The 2,629-nt window shown below is 66.4% G+C and carries 2 protein-coding genes and 1 pseudogene; 1 reads left to right on the top strand and 2 read right to left on the bottom strand.

What is annotated here, in order from left to right; all coding sequences use genetic code 11:
- Positions 1 to 215 precede the first annotated feature (215 nt).
- On the bottom strand, positions 216 to 1,118 hold the full coding sequence (locus tag ACFWF3_RS31550; RefSeq protein ID WP_379317418.1) for an aminoglycoside phosphotransferase family protein: 903 nt from the start codon (positions 1,116 to 1,118) through the stop codon (positions 216 to 218).
- Positions 1,119 to 1,382: 264 nt separating this feature from the next.
- Here ACFWF3_RS31550 and ACFWF3_RS31545 point away from each other — a divergent pair, with 264 nt between their 5' ends.
- Entirely contained in the window at positions 1,383 to 2,183 is an 801-nt protein-coding gene (locus ACFWF3_RS31545) for a carbonic anhydrase (protein WP_379317416.1), read from the top strand.
- 19 nt (positions 2,184 to 2,202) lie between these two features.
- Here the strand turns inward: ACFWF3_RS31545 and ACFWF3_RS31540 are convergent.
- Positions 2,203 to 2,629, bottom strand: a pseudogene (locus tag ACFWF3_RS31540) (thioesterase family protein); the annotation flags it as partial.

Raw genomic sequence — 2,629 nt, 5'->3', positions numbered from 1 at the left:
CTCAACCCCCTGAACGACACGGGATCCGGGGCGGCATTCTCGGACGCCTTCCTCGCGATGGCCTTCGTCGCCGTCACCGCACTGATCATCGCCCTGTGGATGCGCCCCACTCCCGCATCGAACGAACTGCCATGAAGACCCTGCTTGGAAGTCCTTACTGGCAAGCCGCTGCACCTCGAGGCACTGGCCGAATTGAGAGACGGCCGATCGCGACATCACCACAGAATCTCGGTCAAACGGTCGGTCGCTCCGATCAACCAACCGGGATCGCCGTGCCTACGCCCCCAGAGTGCGGCCTTGATCGCCCGGACCTGCGCCCATCGACGGGCACGATCACGGTCGATACCCGCTGCTTCGCAAAACAAGTCCAGTCCGCGACGAATACCGGCGGCCGGATCGGGGGCGAACAGCAGCGGCGCGAACCGGTAGCTGCGAAGGACGGTGATCGTGTCGTAGGCGGGGTCGCCGACATACCCCTTGGGATCGATCGCTAGCCAGGGCTCCCGTTCTCCCACCAGCACATTCGCATCATGAAGGTCGCCGTGGACGAGGGTCTCGGGCTGACCCGGACCGAGGTCACGCAAGGTCTCGGCCGCGGCATCCAGAACGCGGCGGGGGAGTGGATCGCCCAGTTCGGCGGCCGTCGTGCGGAGCTCGTCCGTCCAGTCGGCGACCAGGTCGCTCAGACGCGGCAGCCCGGCGGGGGCGTCGATCGCCAAGCGGTGGGACAGTTGCCCGAGTATGCCGACTGCCTCGTCGAAGTCGGTGATGTGGGCCAGAGTTCCGTGTCCTGTGCGCTCGAGCAGCATCGCGAACCGTTCGTCATCACGGTCGAACAATTGCACCGCACCCCGTCCGTTCCAGGTGGCGAACGCGTCCGGCTCGAACACGTTGCCCGGGTGCGGAAAGGAGATCTTGACAACCGCGGGCGGCAGATCCGGACACAGCACCGGAATGACGATCCCGACGTGGCCGTGCATGACCGGCCCGTCAGGAGTGCACGACCACCGTTGCAGTAATTCATCCGCCAGCCGGGGCAGTGTCGCGATCCATACCCGCCCGGGTTCACCTTCCCGACTGATTGTCTCGCGGGTGAAGACCTCTGGAATCTCGATCATGAGACGACCCTAGGCGTCTATCTCGAGCCGCGGACACCACCGATGTGACGTATCTCGCCGCCCTCGAGTCTGGTCTCCGCGATGACGACCGGCATAGCCTGAGACACCGTGCAGGAGCGAAATCGACTGCACTAGAAGGATATTCGGTGCAAACCGGACATTCTCGGTTCGGTAGTCGGCCAGCTGGTTTCGACACGCGCACACTGCCGTCCCGGGACGTCTACATCCGGGCCGACGGCAGAATCATGGCAAGGAGCTACACCGGTGCCGGTTCGTCACAATGACCTCAGCCCCGTCATCACCCGCCGCGGCGCACTCGCCGCACTGGCACTGCTCGCTGCTGCCGGCTGCGGCGGTTCGGTCGCGGCCACCACGGGCAAGCCGCACTGGGACTACGACGCCGAGGGCCCCGAGCACTGGGCCGACCTCGACCGCGGCTACTCGGCCTGCCGAGTCGGCCACGCCCAATCGCCGATCGACCTGGACAGCCCCACCGAACTACACCCGTCCGATCACATCGAAATCGACTACCGCCCCATCCCGTCGGTGAACCTGCTGAACAACGGGCACACCGTGCAGGTGAGCGCCCCAGCGGACTCCGGCAACCGCATCGTCGTCGACGCAACGCCGTTCACCCTGACCCAATTCCACTTCCATCTCCCCAGCGAGCACACCGTCGACGGTGCCGAGACCGCCATGGAACTGCATTTCGTCCACACCGCCCGATCGGGCCGGTTGGCCGTTCTCGCCGTCCTCCTGAACGCGCACACCGACCCCACCCCGCTGAGTCGGATCCTCACCGCCGCCCCGAACCGCTCAGGGCTCACCCGCGCGGTCGCCACTGTCGACCCGCGCGAATTCCTCCCGGCCGACCTCGCCCAGTTCCGCTACCAGGGCTCCCTGACCACGCCCCCGTGCACCGAAGGTGTCGAGTGGATCGTGCTGCGCCACCCCGCGCTGGTCGCAGCCCCTGATGTCGACAACTACCGCGCCCTGTTCCCGCACAGCAACCGACCCACTCAACCGCGCAACGGCCGCCCGGTAGTCCTCGCCGGACCCAACTGAGCCCGCTCGGCACAGGCACCTAATCCTGTGGACGGAGGGTGAGAATCTGTTCGGCAACCCCGACCGGGCCGCGAATGTCGTGCAGGACGGTACTGGTGAGTCCTTGCCCGGTGTGGCCGAAGGTGACGGTCGTGTCGAGACCGGTCCATTCGCCTTCGGGTTGCCGATAGAGATGGACCGTCAGGTCCAGGTTGGGAAACATCCACTTGGTGGGCTCCTGTCGCACCGCGATGCCGTTCGCGGTGTCGACGAGCGCGAGGTAGGAAGCCAGGGGATCGGCTGGTTCCGCGGACACCAAGTCCATCGGTGAGTGCACCCACGCGGTGTTCCGCCCGGGTTGGGGAATGCCGACCGGGCGGGTATCGAGCGAAGCGATGTAGCCGCCGGGCCACACCGAGGTCAGCGGCCAGGACGCCAATGATTCGGGGGTGGGAAGCCGCTCGGGC

This window comes from Nocardia sp. NPDC060220, assembly GCF_042727815.1.
GTDB lineage: Bacteria > Actinomycetota > Actinomycetes > Mycobacteriales > Mycobacteriaceae > Nocardia.
Note: the sequence above shows the minus strand (reverse complement) of the source record. Positions and strands in the feature narration are given on the sequence as shown.

Excerpts from the sequence above, each read along its gene's own strand:
- ACFWF3_RS31550 (WP_379317418.1), bottom strand. The coding sequence starts at position 1,118 with ATGATCGAGATTCCAGAGGTCTTCACCCGCGAGACAATCAGTCGGGAA.